The organism is Undibacterium hunanense (assembly GCF_014284335.1).
In the GTDB taxonomy this organism is placed as follows: domain Bacteria; phylum Pseudomonadota; class Gammaproteobacteria; order Burkholderiales; family Burkholderiaceae_D; genus Undibacterium; species Undibacterium hunanense.
The window spans coordinates 14013-32237 of the sequence record NZ_JACOGF010000016.1; the positions used below are offsets into that span (position 1 = coordinate 14013).

At 52.9% G+C, this 18225-nt stretch carries 19 protein-coding genes; 16 read left to right on the top strand and 3 right to left on the bottom strand.

What is annotated here, in order from left to right; translation table 11 throughout:
- Positions 1-36 precede the first annotated feature (36 nt).
- The 6 genes from H8L32_RS23425 (at position 37) to H8L32_RS23450 (ending at position 4957) form a co-directional block, all read left to right on the top strand.
- Positions 37-807 carry a type III pantothenate kinase gene (locus H8L32_RS23425; protein ID WP_186949969.1) on the top strand — a complete coding sequence of 257 codons (771 nt, stop codon included), beginning with the start codon at positions 37-39 and terminating at the stop codon, positions 805-807.
- A gap of 17 nt (positions 808-824) precedes the next feature.
- Positions 825-1505: an SPOR domain-containing protein gene (locus H8L32_RS23430; protein WP_186949971.1), complete on the top strand. Its 681-nt coding sequence runs from the start codon at positions 825-827 to the stop codon at positions 1503-1505.
- A 41-nt stretch (positions 1506-1546) separates the two neighbouring features.
- The gene (locus H8L32_RS23435) at positions 1547-1837 is read left to right on the top strand and encodes a hypothetical protein (protein WP_186949972.1); all 291 of its coding nucleotides are present in this window, start codon (positions 1547-1549) and stop codon (positions 1835-1837) included.
- Positions 1838-1966: 129 nt separating this feature from the next.
- Positions 1967-2731, top strand: a complete 765-nt coding sequence (locus H8L32_RS23440) for an IclR family transcriptional regulator (RefSeq protein ID WP_186949974.1) — start codon at positions 1967-1969, stop codon at positions 2729-2731.
- A 34-nt stretch (positions 2732-2765) separates the two neighbouring features.
- Positions 2766-3587 carry an N-formylglutamate deformylase gene (gene hutG, locus H8L32_RS23445; RefSeq protein ID WP_186949976.1) on the top strand — a complete coding sequence of 274 codons (822 nt, stop codon included), beginning with the start codon at positions 2766-2768 and terminating at the stop codon, positions 3585-3587.
- Positions 3584-4957: a formimidoylglutamate deiminase gene (locus tag H8L32_RS23450; RefSeq protein WP_186949978.1), complete on the top strand. Its 1374-nt coding sequence runs from the start codon at positions 3584-3586 to the stop codon at positions 4955-4957. The genes hutG and H8L32_RS23450 overlap by 4 nt, the downstream gene beginning before the upstream one ends.
- Positions 4958-5039: 82 nt before the next feature.
- On the opposite strand, the gene H8L32_RS23455 is transcribed toward H8L32_RS23450, so the two are convergent.
- Positions 5040-6095, bottom strand: coding sequence for a 3-deoxy-7-phosphoheptulonate synthase (locus H8L32_RS23455; RefSeq protein ID WP_186949980.1), 1056 nt, complete (start codon positions 6093-6095; stop codon positions 5040-5042).
- 183 nt (positions 6096-6278) lie between these two features.
- On the opposite strand from H8L32_RS23455, the gene H8L32_RS23460 reads away from it, so the two are divergent.
- From H8L32_RS23460 to H8L32_RS23470, 3 genes are all read left to right on the top strand, one after another.
- Positions 6279-7031, top strand: a complete 753-nt coding sequence (locus tag H8L32_RS23460) for a phytanoyl-CoA dioxygenase family protein (protein ID WP_186949982.1) — start codon at positions 6279-6281, stop codon at positions 7029-7031.
- A 150-nt stretch (positions 7032-7181) separates the two neighbouring features.
- Entirely contained in the window at positions 7182-7724 is a 543-nt protein-coding gene (locus H8L32_RS23465; protein WP_186949984.1) for a TlpA family protein disulfide reductase, read from the top strand.
- Between the two features lie 303 nt (positions 7725-8027).
- Positions 8028-8819: a substrate-binding periplasmic protein gene (locus H8L32_RS23470; RefSeq protein WP_186949986.1), complete on the top strand. Its 792-nt coding sequence runs from the start codon at positions 8028-8030 to the stop codon at positions 8817-8819.
- A gap of 24 nt (positions 8820-8843) precedes the next feature.
- Here the strand turns inward: H8L32_RS23470 and lysA are convergent, their stop codons facing one another.
- On the bottom strand, positions 8844-10088 hold the full coding sequence (gene lysA / locus H8L32_RS23475; protein ID WP_186949988.1) for a diaminopimelate decarboxylase: 1245 nt from the start codon (positions 10086-10088) through the stop codon (positions 8844-8846).
- A gap of 133 nt (positions 10089-10221) precedes the next feature.
- Between lysA and H8L32_RS23480 the strand changes: the two genes are divergently transcribed.
- The 3 genes from H8L32_RS23480 to H8L32_RS23490 all read left to right on the top strand — a co-directional run bounded on the left by H8L32_RS23480 (position 10222) and on the right by H8L32_RS23490 (position 12185).
- Entirely contained in the window at positions 10222-10671 is a 450-nt protein-coding gene (locus H8L32_RS23480; protein ID WP_186949989.1) for an Lrp/AsnC family transcriptional regulator, read from the top strand.
- A gap of 69 nt (positions 10672-10740) precedes the next feature.
- On the top strand, positions 10741-11538 hold the full coding sequence (locus H8L32_RS23485; protein WP_186949991.1) for a transporter family protein: 798 nt from the start codon (positions 10741-10743) through the stop codon (positions 11536-11538).
- 125 nt (positions 11539-11663) lie between these two features.
- Complete coding sequence (locus H8L32_RS23490) at positions 11664-12185, top strand: TlpA family protein disulfide reductase (RefSeq protein WP_186949993.1); 522 nt, start codon at positions 11664-11666, stop codon at positions 12183-12185.
- On the opposite strand, the gene H8L32_RS23495 is transcribed toward H8L32_RS23490, so the two are convergent.
- Entirely contained in the window at positions 12186-12734 is a 549-nt protein-coding gene (locus tag H8L32_RS23495) for an NADPH-dependent FMN reductase (protein WP_186949995.1), read from the bottom strand.
- Between the two features lie 265 nt (positions 12735-12999).
- Here H8L32_RS23495 and H8L32_RS23500 point away from each other — a divergent pair, with 265 nt between their 5' ends.
- The 4 genes from H8L32_RS23500 to H8L32_RS23515 all read left to right on the top strand — a co-directional run bounded on the left by H8L32_RS23500 (position 13000) and on the right by H8L32_RS23515 (position 18208).
- The gene (locus tag H8L32_RS23500) at positions 13000-13731 is read left to right on the top strand and encodes a flagellar brake protein (RefSeq protein WP_186949996.1); all 732 of its coding nucleotides are present in this window, start codon (positions 13000-13002) and stop codon (positions 13729-13731) included.
- 258 nt (positions 13732-13989) lie between these two features.
- Positions 13990-15822, top strand: a complete 1833-nt coding sequence (locus H8L32_RS23505; RefSeq protein WP_186949998.1) for a hypothetical protein — start codon at positions 13990-13992, stop codon at positions 15820-15822.
- Between the two features lie 146 nt (positions 15823-15968).
- A complete protein-coding gene (locus tag H8L32_RS23510) occupies positions 15969-16364 on the top strand; it encodes a BlaI/MecI/CopY family transcriptional regulator (RefSeq protein WP_186950000.1) in 396 nt (131 codons plus the stop codon).
- Positions 16361-18208, top strand: a complete 1848-nt coding sequence (locus H8L32_RS23515; protein ID WP_186950002.1) for a M56 family metallopeptidase — start codon at positions 16361-16363, stop codon at positions 18206-18208. Before H8L32_RS23510 ends, H8L32_RS23515 begins: the two co-directional genes overlap by 4 nt.
- The last annotated feature ends 17 nt before the right edge of the window (positions 18209-18225 follow it).

Sequence of the window (18225 nt, forward strand, 5' to 3'; positions counted from 1 at the left end):
GACTCATGGCAGGCAATAAAATAATGAGGAAAGCTGATGCAATTATTGATTGATGCCGGCAATACCCGTATCAAATGGGCCGTGCCGGTGGCTGATACGGCGCTTGGCGGGCAAGTGCCAGTATGGTTGCACAGCGGCTCCGTCAGCCATGCCGAACTGGCCAATCTTGACCACGTCTGGCGCGCCATGCCGATTACCCGGGTGTTGATTTCCAATGTGGCCGGTGCTGCCATCCGGGCGAAACTGTCAGCCATCCTGCAAGACGTACAGCCGGCAGCGGACGTGCGCTGGTTTGCCTCGCAAGAGCGGGTCGCCGGTATCCACAATACCTACCGCAACCCGGCACAGCTGGGTTGTGACAGGCTGGCTTCCATGGTCGGCGCGCACTACCTGTTTCCGCAGCAGGGCCTGGTGGTCGCTACCTGTGGAACTGCCACCACAGTTGATGCCGTAACCGCGCAAGGGCAATTCGAGGGCGGCATGATATTACCCGGCCTTAAACTGATGGCAGAATCCCTCGCTCGCAATACTGCACAGTTGCCACAAGTGGCAGAATCCATCAGCCTTGCCGGCATTTTTGCCGACAACACTGACCAGGCCATTGTCAGCGGCTGCATCAGCGCCCAGGTCGGCGCCATTCGCCGCGCAGTCAGTATGCTGGAAGAACAGCAGAAGCAATCCGTCAGCTGTGTGATTTCTGGCGGCGCAGCCCCGTATTTATTGGCCCATTTGAGCCTGCCTTACCAACATGTCGACAATCTGGTCTTGACGGGGCTGTTTGTCGTGGCACAATCAAGCCCGGACTGATTACTTCTCAAATTACCATGCTGCGATTCTTTTTCTGGAGCCTGCTGTTATTAAATGCCTTCCTGCTGGCGTTTAATCTTGGCTATTTGGGACACTGGTCACTCGACACCCATGAGCCAGAACGTTTGAAGATGCAGCACCATGCTGACCAGCTCAAACCCCTGTCCGCAGCCGAAGCCGTGACGCCTGTCGATGCCGTCGCGGATAAAAAGCCGGACGTGATTGCCTGCCTTGAAGTCGGCAATTTTGTGCAGGCTGACATCAACAAGCTGGAAGAAAAATTGAAGGCCCTGGCACTGGGTGAAAGACAATCCCGCATAAACGTGGTGGATGTCGCTACCCACATGGTCTTTATTCCTTCGCAAGGCAGCAAAGAAGGTGCGGATAAAAAAGCCGGTGAACTGCGCCGCCTGGGCATCAACGATTTCTACATCGTACAAGACCAAAGCAATCTGCGCTGGGGTATCTCACTGGGTGTATTCAAAACCGAAGAAGCGGCAAAACTGCACCTGAACAACCTCAGCAACAAAGGCGTACGCTCCGCCCGCATAGGCCCGCGCGCCGTCAGCACGAATAAATTCGCCTATCAGCTGAGAGCCCTGACCGTAGAAGAAAAAACCAGGTATGACGCCATCAAGGCAGATTTCCCAGCACAGGAAAACCGCAATTGCCAGACGACGGCGTATAGCAAAAGCTAAATATCTAAATATTTTGATGTAGGCACCGCTGTTCAGCGAATATGAACATTCTCATCATTGCAGCCATATTCATCGCCATCATCCTGCTGGCGATGAATATCTATGTGACTTACCTGCTCGCAAAGAGCGAGTTTTTCGAGCCAGTCCAAAAATATAGCCAATATGCCTTGATCTGGTTATTTCCAGTCATAGGCGTTGTGGTTTGCTATCTGTTTGTACAGCCTGATTTAGAACCGCCGAGTGGCCGGTATCTGAATCGCGATGAAGCACCTGAAGGTGAATTCATGGATTTTGCAAGGTCAAATAAAGACTATTTTAGTGGTCATGACTGATGCCTCCTGTCAGGACCATCGCAACGAAAACTATATTTAATCAATTCTCATGATGTGAGAATGAATTCTTGATATTTCTCATTTGATCGCTAGAATAGGTTTGATATTGCGTTTCTATGTCAGGCTCGAATGTTAGAACCATCTAAAGACATCACTCCTCAGAGCGAACGCGTCTTGCAGGTGCTGGCTTGCGTTGCGCGGCAGGGGCAGCCGCTGTCGGCACGTGAGCTGGTAGAGCAAACCGGCCTGCCTTTAAGCACCCTGTATCGCCAACTGGCCCCCTTGAAAAAATGGGGACTGGTGCAGGAACATGCACAGACTGGCTTGTACGAGCCAGGTCCCCTGGCAGTGCAATTGGCAAGGGGATTTGATCAGCATTCGTGGCTGATGTCTGCCGCGCGTGAAGAAATGACAGACCTGGTGCATAAATCTGGTGAAAGTGTGGGCTTGCTTGCTTATGTGAATGGCCAGGTCATTTGCCTGGACATGCAGGAAAGTCAGCAAGCACTGCGTTGCTCCTTCGCCAAAGGGCGTGCCAGTTCAACAGTGCGCGGCGCATCGGCCAAGGCCTTGCTGGCATTTTTGCCGCAGGCGGTACAGGACAGTTTGCTGGAGCAGAATTTTCTGGAAGATCCGGATCATGCCCAGCAACGCCGTGAAGATTTGCTGGCGCAACTGCAAGCCATACGCAGCCAGCGCTATGCCACCAGCGAAAATGAAATCGACCTTGGTATCTGGGGCGTCAGCGCTCCCGTATTTTCCGGCAAGGACAGGCTGGAAGCCAGTCTGTCTCTGATGGCGCCGGTGCAGCGCATACAAAACCGCAAGCAAGAACTGATCAACATGACTCTGGCGGCAGCCGATAGGCTCAGCCGCAAATTACAGTATCCTTAAAACAGTAAGCAGGACACAAAAAACAGGACACATCATGACCGCGTACCATTTTCAACAGGGTAGCGTACCCTTACTGATTTCCATGCCTCATGTGGGTACCAGCATACCGGACGATATCGCCGCACAGATGCTGCCAGTCGCGCATGAAAAAACCGATACCGACTGGCATCTGCGTCAGCTTTACAGCATGGCGGCAGAGCTGGGTGCATCCACCATCGCCGCTGAATATTCGCGCTATGTGATCGACCTCAATCGTTCTTCCGACAATGCCAACCTGTACCCAGGGCAGGATACGACAGGCTTGTGCCCGGTCGATACCTTTGCCAAACAGCCTTTATACGCACCCCAAAACCTGCCGGCAGAAGCGGAAGTGCAACGCCGCATCGGCGCCTACTGGCAACCATATCACCAGCAGTTGCAGCAAGAACTGCAACGACTGTTGAATCTGCATGGCAGTGTCGTATTGTGGGATGCCCATTCCATCGCTTCGCTGGTACCGCGTTTTTTTGAAGGCAAATTACCTGACCTCAACTTTGGTACTGCCGATCAACAATCCTGCGACCCCGGCCTGCAAACGGCCATCGCCAATTGCCTGCAAGATTCGGTGGATGCAAAAGCCTATTCCCATATATTCAATGGCCGTTTCAAAGGTGGTTTCATTACCCGTAATTACGGCCAGCCAGTCCGTCACATCCATGCCGTGCAACTGGAAATGAGCCAGTGCATCTACATGAATGAAGCCGCTCCTTATGCTTACAGACCAGACCTGGCGGCACAGGTGCAGCCCTTGCTGAAGCAGTTGCTGCAGGCCTGCCTGGACTGGAACGCAACGCAACACAAAGACGGCACAGCATGAACAGTCTGTATGCGCATCATGCCCTGTTGCCACAAGGCTGGGCCAGCAATGTCCGCTTGCACTGGAATGAACATGGCGAGCTGAGCCAGATCGAGCACGATGCCAGCTTGCAGGCACATGGGCATGAATATGAGCAGCAAGCGCAGTGGGTGCTGCCCGGCATGAGCAATCTGCATTCTCATGCCTTCCAGCGTGCCATGGCAGGCATGACAGAAATGGCAGGGGAAGGCAAAGACAGTTTCTGGACCTGGCGTGATCTCATGTATCGCTATGCGCTGCATATCACGCCGGAACAGATCCAGGCCATTGCTGCGCAACTGTATGCAGAATGCCTGCGTCATGGCTATACGGCAGTCTGTGAATTCCATTACCTGCACCTTAACCAGGAAGGCAGTTTTTACGTACGCCCGGCAGAGATGGCAGAACGCGTGATTGCCGCCGCAGAACAGACCGGCATGGGTATCAGCATGCTGCCCGTCTTGTACAGCTACGCCGATTTTGGTGAGCAGGCTTTGCGTCATGATCAGCGCCGTTTTTCTACCAATGCGGAAGAGATCCTGCAATTGATCGCTGCGCTGGAATGCAAGCGCAATGCCCAGGTCGAAGTCGGCGTTGCCCCGCATTCCCTGCGTGCCGCCAGCATCAGCCAGATACGTGAACTGGTGGCGGCGCTTCCTGTTGAACGTCCCATCCATATCCATATCGCCGAACAACAAAAAGAAGTCGATGCCTGCATCGCTTATTCAGGCAAACGCCCGGTAGAACTCTTGCTCGATAGTGGCCTGGTCAATCAACGCTGGTGCCTGGTACATGCCACTCACCTCAACAAGGCCGAAGTGCAGGGCATCGCTGCCAGTGGCGCAGTGGCAGGCATTTGCACAACCACAGAAGGCAATCTTGGCGATGGTTTTTTTGATTTACCAGATTACATCGCCGCCGGTGGCCGCTTTGGTATCGGCAGTGACAGCCATGTATCACAAAGTCCGGTAGAAGAATTGCGCTGGCTCGAATATGGCCAGCGCCTGCGTCTGCAAGGCCGTAATATCGCTGGCACACAAGCACAACGCAAGGTCGGTGATTTTTTGTATCAGGCCGCCTTGCAGGGCGGCGCGCAAGCCAGTGGCCGCAAGCTGGGCCAACTGAAGGTCGGCTATCGCGCCGACATCGTTGTACTGGATGATGCACATCCGAATCTGGCAGGCATCAATAGTACGGATGTACTCAATACCTGGATTTTTGCAGGCAATGACAATCTGGTGCGGGACGTGTATGTCGGTGGACAGCAGGTGGTGCAGGATGGCAAGCATCTGCGGCAGGCTGAGATACAGGCAGCTTATGGCGAATGCATGCGCAGCCTGCGTGCGCTGTAAGTTTTTCTGGATTTGCTGACTTTGAATATCGAAACAGGCGCACACGACATGTTGCGCCTGTTTTAGTTTGGGCTATGCCAGATTATTGCTGACGCAATCTCGCCGCCGCATCCCGCAACATCTTCTCTGTCGTTTCCCAATCCACGCAGGCGTCGGTGACTGAGCAGCCATAGGTGAGTTGTGTCAAATCTGTCGGGATAGGCTGGTTGCCGGCGACGATGTTGGATTCAATCATGACGCCGACGATGTCCTTATTGCCGTTGGCGATCTGGTTGATGACATCGGCCATGACCAGGGGTTGCAGTTCCGGTTTTTTGTAGCTGTTGGCGTGCGAGCAATCGACCACGATATTCGGTGGCAGCTTGGCCTTGACCAGTGCCTGCTGGGCCATGGCGACAGACACGGTATCGTAATTCGGGCGGTCACCGCCGCCGCGCAAGACCACGTGGCCATATTGATTGCCACTGGTGCGCACGATGGATACCCGACCCTGGCCATTCAGGCCCAGGAAGGAATGCGGATGCGACGCCGACAGAATCGCATTGATGGCGATGCTGATATCACCGTCCGTTCCGTTTTTAAAGCCCACCGGTGTCGACAGGCCAGACGACATTTCACGATGCGTCTGTGATTCTGTGGTGCGGGCACCGATGGCGGTCCAGGCGATCAGGTCACCCAGGTATTGTGGTGAAATCGGGTCCAGCGCTTCGGTACCGGTCGGCAGACCGAGTTCACAGACATCCAGCAAAAACTGGCGGGCTTTTTCCATGCCCTCATCCACGCGGAAAGAATCATCCATATACGGGTCATTGATATAACCTTTCCAGCCTGTGGTGGTACGCGGCTTTTCAAAATACACACGCATCACCAGCAGCATCACATCCTTGACTTCTTCCTGCAGGGCTTTCAGACGACGCGCATAATCCAGGCCGGCAACCGGATCATGGATGGAGCAGGGGCCAACCACGACAAACAGGCGTTTGTCCTTGCGTTCGAGAATATGGCGCAGGCTTTCGCGGCTTTGTTCAACCACATCGCCAGCCAGATCGCTGAGTGGCAGGCGGGCATGCAATTCTTCCGGGGTCGGCATGTTCTCGAAAGAACTGACGTTGATGTTTTCCAGTACGGTATGTGTCATGTTGAGTAATCGACGGTAGTGTTAAATTTGGCCTACATTATGACCTAATCCCGGGTATTGATTGGGATTGCATAATCACAAATGCGCTTAATTACCATGCATCTGTTCTGTTTCAGTATGGGATAAATCCCTTAAAATCAGACATGCATCACGTTTTTTGCTCACAGATATGACTGAATGACCATGTTAAGCTCCGCGCAACAACAAGAATTTGATACCCAGGGGTTTCTGGTTTTACAACAACAGGCAACCACCAGCCTGTGTGAAGACATCATTGCACTTGCTGAACAGCAACTGGTAACTGATGTGCAACCTATAGAGTACGAGGCCGATACCCGTTACCCCGGCGCACCGGCATCGCGTGACGCCGAAGGCGGCGGCACCGCCAGGCGCCTGTTGCAGGCATATGCGCGCGATCCACGTATCCGGCAATGGGCGAGTGGACAGGCCCTGAGCGAGCCATTATTACAATTGCTGGGTCCAGGCGCGCTGATGTCACAAGCCCACCATAACTGCATCATGACCAAGCAGCCACAGTATTCAACGGCGACCGGCTGGCACCGTGACAGCCGTTACTGGAACTTCCAGCGGGCAGAACTGGTATCTGCCTGGCTGGCCCTGCGCAATGAAACCCTGGACAACGGTTGCCTGCTGGTTATCCCTGGCTCGCACAAGCTGGATATTGATGCCCGCCAGCTGGATGCCAAACAATTTTTGCTGACAGATTTGCCGCAAAACCATGATTTGCTGGCCCGTGCACAGCCTGTCCCCCTGCAGCAGGGTGACGTATTGCTTTTCCATAGCAATTTATTCCATGCCGCTGGCAAAAATCAAACCGCGGCGACCAAGTTTGCGCTGGTCTTTACCTATCGTGCGCTCGATAATCCGCCAATTCCTGCTACCAGGTCTGCAGCTTTCCCCGAAATAGCGATCTGAACCAGGCGGCCTTGATCTTTTTCAATTTGCACTATGATGAAATAAAAGCAGTATCCAAAAAATTGTGTAAGGAATCTTGCATCGCGCCGACCAATGGCGATACGGCGGTTTTTCCGCCATGCCAATGACGATACAACATGGAGTAACAATATGTTCAAGCTCGCTAAATTCCTTGCCGCTGGTTTATTGATCGCCTTGCCCTTTATCAGCCCTGCCAGCCAGGCCGCCACCAAGGACGAATTTCCTGCCAAACCCATGCTGACTGGCACCATGCTCAACGGCAAGCCATTCAAGCTCAATACGGGCAAAGGTGACGTAGTGCTGGTGACATTCTGGGCTACCTGGTGCCCGACTTGCCGTGCTGAAATGCCGACTTTTCGCAAGTTCTATGAAGCCAATAAAAAGGCTGGCTTTGAACTGGTGACCGTCAGTATTGATGATGCCATGTCCGATATCGATGATTATTCAAAGCTATCGACCTGGATGACCAAATCCAACCAGAACTTCCCTTCGCTGTGGCGCAATGCGCCCAACTATAAAGACAATTTCGGTAAAGTCTTTGCCACCCCGACGGCTTTCCTGATCGGGCGTGACGGCAAGGTCATCGAATCTTTCAAAGGTGCGATCAAGCCTGATCAGTGGGCCCATATCAAAACCCTTATTGATGCGGCTGGTGCACCAGTCAAAGGCTGAACTGGCTTCAGTCTTGCAAGAATGAAATTCAAAATGACGCTTCTACGCGTCATTTTTTGCTTTGCTTTCTTTTCTGCTTTCTGCCTTGTTGTTATCAGGCTTGCCACGCATTGTTATTAAAGTTACTATCCGGAAATGGATCGTTGCCCTGATGGCAAGTTCAGGCGCGTCTTTGCTTGATTATCTGTTTTTCTTCTTCCGGCGACTCGACAACTGACACCGTGCCTGCGCGTGCTGGCTTCAGTGACGCCAGAGAGTTGCCGTATCAACGGTAATGGTGAGCTCAATGAGGGTGAGACTGACATGGCTGTGAATAGTCTGAAATACTTGCCGCTACGCTGCCTGCTGATGCTGTGCCTGGTGGGCATATCATTGCAACATGCACTGGCCGGGGACGCAGTCAAAGAGATGGTGATGCTGACCACCGACCCGATAGACAGTCGCGGTCAGCCTGTTCCCATGCCGAGGCTGACTAAATTCTTTGAATTTATCGAGCGTGATCAGGGTATCAAAATACAGCATGTGCGCTATTCCTGGCCACGCGCCCTGATCGCCGCAGAAAGTGGTGAAGGCGTATTATTTGGCGTCAGCAAAACCAGGGAAAGAGAACGACTATTCCATTTTTCCTTACCCGTGCATTCCAAATACATTTTCCTGGTCACCAGAAATGATGCCACGTTCAAATTCAATTCCGTCGCTGACCTGAAAGGCAAAACAATAGGCATACCGCGTGGTATCAGTTTTGGTGATGATTTTGATGCCCTCAAGGACAATTTATTCACTGTTGAGCCAGACAATAATTCACCCATTTCACGCGTCTACAAATTACTGTTTCGCCGTATGGATGCCGGGGTCTTCAGTTCATTGAGTAAAAACCCGCGTGAGCTGGAAGCGCGCCTGCAAAAAATGCGTGATGCGCATGACGGCGGCATGCCACCCATGAACAATGTACAACTCAGCATACTGCCGAAACCGCTGCTGATAGACACCATCCATTTTGCTGTCAGGTCAGACAAGGATGACGGCATCATCGACAAACTCAATGCCGCCATCCTGAAAGCCAAAAGAATGGGTTTGCTGGCCGAATTGCGTTAGCCCTGCTACAGACTTACAAGCTGCCTAGCTGTTTTCCAGCGCAATCAGTTCCTGCACTGTCTGGCGGCGGCGTATCTGTCTGATCTGTTCGCCATCGACCAGTATCTCTGGTATCAAAGGGCGTGAATTGTAATTCGACGACATGCTCGACCCATAGGCACCGGCGTCGTGGAAGACAAACAGATCACCAATTTCACTGACTGGCAAATCCTGGGTGGTGACCACACCACCGTCTTCTTGCGTGAAGACATCACCAGATTCACATAGCGGTCCGGCCACAACGGTCGGGCGCAGCGCCGTGGTGCGCGGTGTGCCATCTGGGGCATGTGTCGTAATGCGATGAAAACTGCCATACATGGAAGGGCGCACCAGGTCATTGAAGCCGGCATCGACCAGGGCAAAGAAATTGCTGCCTACCTGTTTTTGCGCCCGCAGTTCAGAAATCAGGATACCGGATTGCGCCACCAGGAAACGGCCAGGTTCAATTTCCATGCTGATCTTGTGACCCAGCAGGGTTTCGATTTCTTTTCTGGCCTTGTCCCAGATTTCAAAATAATGCGCTGTATCCACGGCTGGCTCATCGCCACGATAAGGGATGGACAAACCGCCACCGATGGAAATCGCCTGCAAATCACGCTGGCAGATTTTTACCTGTGCAATCATGGCATCACAGACACTTTGCAAATGGTCGTAGTCTACGCCAGAGCCGATATGCATGTGCAGGCCCACCAGCTTCAAACCGTATTGGTCAATGATGGCCAGCGCGTTTTGCAATTCTTCATGCCAGATGCCGTGCTTGCTTTGCTCGCCGCCGGTATTGGTCTTGCGGCTGTGGCCATGACCAAAGCCGGGGTTGATGCGCAGCCAGACGGCGTGGCCCGGATGTGCCTGGCCCAGTTGTTCCAGCATTTGTGGTGAACCGCAATTCACGGGAATATTCAATTCCACCACTCGCTTTAAGGTGGCGCGGTCCAGCAGATCGGCCGTAAACACGATAGGTGCATGGCCGCCCGCTGCGGCCTGGCTGGCATAGCCTGCTGCCAGTGCACGTTCCACTTCACCCAGGGATACCGAATCCACCATCACACCTTCTTCACGCATCAGGCGCAGCAGGTGGATATTGCTGGATGCCTTTTGGGCAAAGCGAATCACATCAAATTGTCGCAGGCGGGCAATTTGTGCTCTTATAACTGTGGCATCATAGGCCCAGCAAGGTGTCTGGAATTCATTCGCGATGCGGGCAAGTTGATGGGCGCTGATAGTTGTCATGGCAGTTTTCTGGGGCTTGATAAGGATTAGTGTAAGCTCTACTTTAACAAGTGCAACTCACAGTATGAATGGGATTCCATAAGGATTTTCTTCCCATTCCGTGGATTTGATTCGAAAAGAGCATGAAATACCTATGAACTCAAAAATCGATCAGTTTGATCAAAAAATCCTGCAACTATTGCAACAGGATGCGCGTATTTCCCATGCCGAAATCGGTCGTCAGATTCATCTCAGCCAGCCTGCCGTGTCTGAGCGCATTAAACGGCTGGAAGCTGCACAAGTCATCCGTGCCTACCGTGCCGATATTAATCCCAAGGCGCTGGGCTATCAAATCACTGCCATGATCCGGCTTTCCACACGGCAGGGCAGGCCGTATGCCCAATATGTTGCCAATTGTCCGGAAATTATCGACTGTTATACTGTCACAGGTGAAGATGGCGCTGTCATGCGGGTGCTGGCTAGCGATGTGGAACACTTGCAACGCATCATCAATGAACTCAATGTTTTTGGCTCAACCTCAACCGCCATCGTGCTGACTACCCATGTTGCCGGCAAGCCCATCACGGTGCCAGCCATCGATTAAGCGTAGGGCAAGAACGCGGGGCTGGCTGCATACCGGCCTGGTCATACCCTTATTTTGAAAGGATGTCTCATGCAAAAACACAATCGCTTTTCTCTTGCGCTGCTGACAGGACTGATTTTGCAGGCGGCTTTTACCTGTACAACGGCCTATGCCGACGATACCGCAACTGTTGACAATGCCATTACCCCTTACCGTCCTTCCGTATCCAATTCTGCCCAGTTGCCGCTGGAAGGGCAGCTTGAACTGGAAATGGGTATCGCCTCTGCGCGTACCGATGCAGCACGCAATCAGAGCCTGCCTTATCTGTTCAAGCTGGCTTTTTCCAAAGAGTGGGGCGTCTTGCTGGGCGGTTCTGCCCGTGTCATTAATGATGACGGTGCTGGCCAGCGCGACCAGGGGTTTGGCGATACCTCACTGATCATCAAACGTGCCTTCATCATCAGTGACGAGACTGCTTTGGGGCTTGAGTTCGGCAATAAATTCCCTACTGCCGGGCAACCACTGGGGTCAGGTAAATCCGACTGGACCATCAACGGCATCGTCAGTCAGGACCTGGGTCAGATCCATGTTGACGTCAACCTGAATGCAACCCACCTGGGTGCCGCCGATGCCGGTACGTCACACTGGCAAAATGGTCTGTCAAGCGCATTCTCTACCGCATTGGCCGATAAGTGGAACATGACTGCCGAATGGGCAGGCTGGCGCCAGGCCGGTACCAAAAATCAGGGGCAGGTATTGGTCGCGCTGACATACAGCCCCAACAAACGCATGACGCTGGATGCCGGTATGATCAAAGGGCTGACCAGTGCATCCCCGGACCGGACCCTGTTTGCGGGAATAGTGATTCCGGTAGCCAAACTCTGGTAATGGCCGCTTTTGTTTAACAGGGCGTAAGCAGCAGCGATTTAAAGCGCTGCTGCAAACCCCCTTTGGGCATAAGGTTTATAATGAGGCGGTCTGTTCGTTTTTAGCTCTGGAAGTCATATAGTCATATGCTCGCACCTTCGTCACCTCGCAAATTTGCCCTGTTTTCTGTCACCGCCATAGTGGCAGTGGTGGTTCTGGGCTTTCTGTTTTATCAGTCGCTGGGCAGCAAGCAGGCCATGCCGGATGTCAGTTTCACCAATCTCAAGGGTGAACAAATTTCTGCACAAAGCTTGCGTGGCAAGGTGGTCATGGTGAATTTCTGGGCGACCTCATGCACGACTTGCGTGGCAGAAATGCCAAAAATGATAGAGACCTACAACAAATACAATAAGCAAGGGCTGGAATTTGTTGCCGTGGCGATGAGTTACGACCGGCCTGATTACGTTCTCAACTACACCGAAACCAGAAAACTGCCTTTCCATGTGGCACTGGATACACAGGGCAAGCTGGCGCAGTCATTTGGCGATGTCAAATTGACGCCCACTACCTATGTCATCGACAAGCAGGGCAATATCCTGAAACGCTATGTCGGCGAACCCTCATTTGCCGAATTGCACAGCCTGCTGGAAAAAGCCCTGGCCGCCTGATCAGCTCAACGCTGGCTGCCCCAACTGCTGCAAGCGATAATAATCTCCCATGGCAGCCAGTGCTGCCTGTAACTGCAGCGCTATGGCTGGGTGTGCGACGATGCCATCTTCATCCAGCCCACCACCTATCACCGCTACCGTCACCGATGCCGCTTCTATAATCTGTGCCGACATCACCGTCAGTATTTCCCTTAATGCCGCATCGGCATGTATTGCCCGCGGGGATGCATTCAATACCACCACCGGCTTGTTCACAAAGACATCACTGCTGACAGTCCAGTCCAGCGCATTCTTCAGCACGCCTGTGATGCCGTGCGCGTATTCCGGGCTGGCGATCAGTACCACGTCAGCGCTGGCAATCTGTTGTTTAAAGTTAATCACGCTGGCTGGTGGGCATGCATCCAGGTCGGGATTGAACAAGGGCAAGTCTGCCATGCCGGCAAATTCCTGGATCAGCATGTCTGGCGGTGCCAGCCGCCGTATGGCGTGTAGCAGCATGGCATTCAGCGAGGCGGCACGCAGGCTGCCACAAATAGTCAATATGTTCATTCAGATGATTCGGTGAAAGAAGTACCCAATTAGTGTTTAAGACGTGCTTAAGGCGTGCTTATGACGTGCTTGTAGTGTGCCCTATTATGAGTTAATTCCGGCATTGCTGTTTTGACTTTAAATTTATGTTTATGTCAATTGGTATAAACCAAAAAGCAACTTCTTGTAAAAAATTAATGCCATTACTCGTTTTACAGCTATTCTTTGATTGACCCACTAGCGGAGGCGGTTTATTTTTTAGCCGGATAATAAAAAGGGTAGATTGATGTCGGCGTCTTATAGCAACGATGAAATAGAAGACAAGTTTTTCTTGCTTGGGCAAAGGGAAATCCTGGGTGCCCTGAACGAGCTTGCGCACCGTCGTGAGCCCGTGACCGTTTATTTTAATGACGGCAAGCAATTTATCGTCACCATGATCCTGTCTGCCAGATCGGATGGTCTGGTGTTTGACGTCGGCGGTGATGCAGGTTCGAACAAGCGTCTGGAACAGGCCAAGACCTGTGTTTTTCTGGCTTTTCCGGATGGCATACGCGTACAGTTTTCTGGTGTTGATCCGCAGCCTTTCACCTGGGGCGACCAGGATGCATTCTGGGTGCCGATTCCCAAACGCGTGGTCCGTATGCAGCGCCGCGAGTATTTCCGTAACCAGCTTCCCATTATTGACCCGCTGATGGTCAAACTGTATGACGACAAGGGACAGATGATCGCGAACTGGCCTATTTATGATCTCAGTGTGGGTGGCCTGAGCGTGCAGTTGACCGGTGCGCCAGAACTGAAACTGCAAGATCGCGTCGCCAAAATGCTGATCGTACTGGGTGCCAGAAATATCGTCCATTGCGAAGGCGTGGTACGTCACATCACTTCACTGGACAGAACCACAAGCGGCAAGCACCGTGTTGGTCTCAGTTTCCAGAAACTGCCGCATGACATGGACGTGGCGATACAAAAGCATATCAACCAGCTTGAGTACGAGCGCCGCAAATTGCTGCCCAAGTAAGGCTAGCCTATTTACAGTAGGCTTATGCGTCTATGCGTCTATGCGTCTATCTAAGGGCGGCTGATTTTCTGATCCCACTAAGCGATTGCCTGTACCCGTATGCGTGCAATAAGCAAGGCAATCGCCGCCTTCAGTTTCCTTAAAATCACCAGGCAGTGAAGCAATGCACCTGTAGTCGCTGGTGGTTTGTTCGCGCATCTGGAAAGCAGCAGCAAACACTGTTACAGTTATTATTCGAACAGCCATTCGGGGACAGGCATGATGATGACGGTAGAGCAAATGCGTATTCAGGTCGACAAAACCTGTCGTGATGAAGCTGATTTTGACGAAACCATGGATTTGCTGGCAAGCAGTATTGCCGCCCATCCCGAAGAGCCAGAATTTTTGCGCATGCGTATTACGCTTTTTGATGCAGCCTATGACCATGTTGCTGCGCTGAAAGACCGCCAAAGCCTGCAGGTCTTGCTGCCTGATGATGTGGATAACCAGCTTGCCATCCTGGCGCGCCAGCATCGCTCTGCATACTGGATTGCAGAAGACGTGTTCGCCGACAGAATTCAGGCCCTGTCACCCGATGAAGAAGATGTTGGCACAGACTTGCAGGATGAAGAGCAAGATGATGAGAACGATGATGAGAACGACGGCGCCATCGCCGCACTGCAAACAGAAATAGATATCTACGTCGATCAACTTGAAAACCAGGCAGTAGATGGCTTTTTGCATTTGATGACCCGACACGCCGGTGATGCATCCGGCGCCCGCAAGATATTGGCGGCGTGGAGCGATACCGGCATAGCGGCACCATGGCGACACTACACCATGATTTTGCAGGCATTGGCCGCCCATCCGCATGATGCTGCGCTGAAAAAAGAAAAGGCGAGCTTTCTGGTGTCGCTGTGTGAAGAAGTGGAAGAGCACACCGATAAAACGCCCATGGGTTATTTTGAACACATGATCGCTGGCCGCTTTCATGCCCTGACCGTGTTTGAAGCCATTGCCGCGATTGATGATGTGGATACGCTGCAAAACGAGCCTTTGTTGCTGACCCAAAAAGCGCGTTTGCAAAAAGCACTGGACGATTATCCTGCGGCAGCGGCAAGCTTGCGACTGGCAGCAGACGCCTATGCAAATGCATTGCAACTGGCAGGCGAAGATGAGCGTGAAGACTTGCAAGCCAGCCTGGATGAAGTCTTGCAAGACGCTGCCGCCTGTGAAGCTGGCCGTGAAGCCGTGTATGCGGCCCACTTTGCCCAGATTGAAAGTTCCATGGCGCGCCTGGACGATTTACCAGGTTTTCAGCCAGGCAGGGAAGGGCCGGCAGACAATCTGGCTGAGCCTCTGGCGAATCTCAAATCCTCCCTGCAAGAATGGCAAACCGCCAGCAGCAATATCCCCGCCGCGCCCGATGAAGAAGAAAAGCTGAAACTACAATCCATTGCCACCAAAATCGCCAGCAGCAGCATGAGTCTGGTCCAATGGGATCATATCGACATACAGGCCATGCAAAGAACCAGCTTCAGCGAAGAGATCAGTCCCTGGTTTGATGAATTGTCGACGGAGCTGGACAAGGCTGGCATGCAGTTTTTATCCTGGTTCCAAAATCTTTCCAATGTGGCGGCGCTTAAACGCGAAGCACCGGGGCAATGCTGGGTATCTGCCCAAGCTGATTTTGCACTGACGGCAGAAGCCGCAGGCAAGATACGCCTGAAGCGTTGTTTCAGCGTTTTCAGCGACGGGTCATTAATGCTGACCACTGACAGCCGTAGCGGCACTTATTACGTCAGTGGGCCGCATGTACTTGGGTTTTCTGTCTTTAAATCAACTTCGCTGACAGAAATGCTGACCCTGCACCGCGCCCGCGTTCAGGCGCATCTGGCAAGCATACCTGGTGTAAGCGTCAAACCCATCCGTGATCTGGCCGATATCGAGGCCTTTGAAAACCAGTTACGTACCCATGGGCGCGAATTCCGCCTGGCGCAGGGCATCACCGACCGGGAAATACGCGGCATGAATGTCCAGTTCAATGATTATTTTGCGATTGAGTTGAAACGGGAAGTGGCGGCTTTGATTGCCGGATTGACGTTGGATTAAAGGCGGGATTAAAGGTGGGATTAAAGGTGGGATTAAAGGTGGGATTAAAGGTGGGTAAAAAAAAGAAGTGATTATAGAAAAATATTTCTAGACAAAAGTTTCTAGAACATTTATTCTGCTTACATTCTCAAATCAGGATGTTTAGCATGTCACTTTCCGGTCAAAAATCTGCCATTCCCAAGCCCACTGCATCCGAGCTGAATTTGCTCAAGGTCTTGTGGCAGCAAGGCCCCCTGAATGCCAAGCAGGTGCATGAAGCGGTGCAGGCCGAGCGCCCTGATCTGGCCTATGCCACCGTACTGCGGCATTTACAGATCATGCATGGCAAAGGCATCCTGACGCGTGATGAAAGTCAGCGCTCACATATCTATGCGCCGTCGCAAGAGCAGGATTCGTTACAGACCAATCTGCTCAAAGACATGATACAGAAAGTCTTTGCCGGCTCTGGCAAGGCCCTGGTACTGGCCGCCTTGCGTGGCCACGTCAGCGCGCAGGAACGCGACGAGATAGAACAAATTCTTCAGGATGAGAAAAAATCATGATGACCGCCCATACCCTGGCTGAACTGCTTGGCTGGCCGCTGCTGCATTTTGTCTGGCAGGGTGCATTGATCGCCAGTGTCAGCGCCATATTGCTGGCCATCTGCCGTAATGCACGTCCGCAACTGCGTTACCTGATTGCCTGCTCGGCCATGCTGCTGTGCCTGTTGTGGCCAGCGCTGGGCGTGTTCCAGCAATGGCAGTCACCGCAAGCCATGAGCCTGGAAGCGGCCATGCAACTGGCAGCCAATAGCGCCTTGCCGCTGGATCTTGTCTGGGTGCGCGAAAGTGCACTGGCTGCCCATATAGAAAGCTATCTGCCATTGATCGTCGTTATCTGGAGCACCGGTGTCGCCCTGATGATGGTAAGGCTGGGTCTGGGTTTGCTATGGGTATACCGCCTGGGCAGGCATCTGCCACAACCACAGCAGGATCTGTTGCTGCAATACCGCCAGTGGCAGGCCCGCACCGGCCAGATGGCACAGCAGTTGGGAATCGCACGCCGGGTGCAGTTGCAGTTTCAGCAGCAACTGGTCAGCCCCATCACCTATGGCTGTTTTCGGCCAGTGATACTGATGCCAGCTTCTTTGCTGAGCGGCATGCCCTACGACATGATAGAAGCCCTGCTGGCGCACGAACTTGGCCATATCAAACGCTGGGATTACATCGTCAACTTGTTGCAAAACCTGGTGCTGGCCATGCTGTTCTATCACCCAGCGGTATGGTGGCTGTCCAAACGTATTGATGCCGAAAGAGAACTGATTGCCGACGACCTGGCCATCAGCGCCGTGGGCCAGTCGCGCCCCCTGGCCCGCGCCCTGCAATGGCTGGACAAGTTGCAGATATCAGCTCAACCTCAGCCTGCCATGGCAGCCCACGGTGGTGACCTGCTGTCGCGCATCAAACGCCTGATACGCCCGGATGCCCAACCCTGGCACTGGAAGATGGCTGCACCCGTCTTGGGCATAGGCATGGCCCTGGTATTGCTGCTGCAAACGCAATTGATATCGAGTGCAGAAGCCGTACCGCAGAGCATAGACCGTGAACAGCCAGTGACACAGATGGCTACGTCAACCCAAGCTGCCAGCCAGCAAAGGACCGCTTATGTACAGACCCAGTCAGAACATGTACTGGTCATGGACGAACAAAGCGGCAAAGTCCTGCTGTCAAAAAATGCGGACAGCATGGTACCGATTGCATCCCTGTCCAAACTGATGACAGCCATGCTCACGCTGGATGCCGGGCTGGATAAAAATGAAGCCATCACCATCAGCAAAGAAGACATGGCCGTGTATCAAAGTGGCCAGGTGAAGTTAAAGCAGGGCATGACCCTGTCACGCCAAAACCTGCTTGAACTGGCACTCATCCCATCCAGCAATATCGCCGCCAAGGCCCTGTCCAGAACTTACCCTGGGGGCGACGTCGCCTTTGCCGCAGCCTTGCAACAAAAGATCGCCAGCCTGAATCTGCAACAAACCCATCTGGAAGAAGCCACCGGCACCTCATCCAAAAACCGCGCCAGTGCAACCGACATGGCACGCATCGTCAAAGCGGCGGCTGCTTACCCCGAATTACGTCGCCTGACCAGCAGTAGCGAAGGTGTGGTGACCATCGCTGGCAAAACCCAGGAATACCAAAGCACCAACCTCCTCACCAGCAACAAGGACTGGGGCATCTCGCTGTCTAAAACCGGCTATTCCAAGGCGGCGGGCCGTTGCCTGGTCATGCGTACCGTTGTTGCCGGCAAGCCCGTCATCATGGTTTTGCTGAACGCAAAAAATGTGGATGTCCGCAATGACGATGTCCACCATATCCGGGCCATGCTAGACCCGGCACCTTCCAGCTAAAAAAACACTTTCCCACA